The 451-nt window shown below is 64.1% G+C and carries 1 protein-coding gene; it reads right to left on the bottom strand.

Translation table 11 applies throughout. The annotated features are described in order from the left end of the window. On the bottom strand, window positions 1-451 hold a 451-nt coding region (locus DVK05_RS16605), incomplete at both ends, for a class I adenylate-forming enzyme family protein (RefSeq protein WP_147437855.1).

The following is a 451-nucleotide window of genomic DNA, read 5'->3' on the forward strand; positions in this document are numbered from 1 at the left end:
TACTTCTGGACCTTCCCGGTCGCCGTCGTGGGCAGTTCCTCGACGAACTCCACCCGGCGAACGACTTTGTAGGTCGCCAGTTGTTCGCGGGTGAACGTCCGGAGGTCCTCGGCTGTCACACCGGGGTTGTCGGGGTCACCGGAGTTCGGGACCACGAAGGCCTTCGGCGTCTCGCCCCACTCGTCGCTCGGCGCAGGGATGACCGCGACGTCGCTGACGGCGTCGTGTTCGTAAAGCGTGTCCTCCAGTTCGATGCTGGAGATGTTCTCGCCGCCGGAGATGATGATGTCCTTCTTGCGGTCGCGGATGGCGATCATGCCGTCTTCGTCGACCGTCGCCAGGTCGCCCATGTGGTAGTAGCCCTCGACGCGGTCCGAGAAGGCCTCCTCGGTCTGTTCGGGCTTGTTCCAGTAGCGGTCCATCACCTGATTGCCGCGGACGACGACTTCCC

Origin of the sequence: Halorubrum sp. Atlit-8R, assembly GCF_003666025.1 — an archaeon.
In the GTDB taxonomy this organism is placed as follows: Archaea; Halobacteriota; Halobacteria; order Halobacteriales; family Haloferacaceae; genus Halorubrum; species Halorubrum salinarum.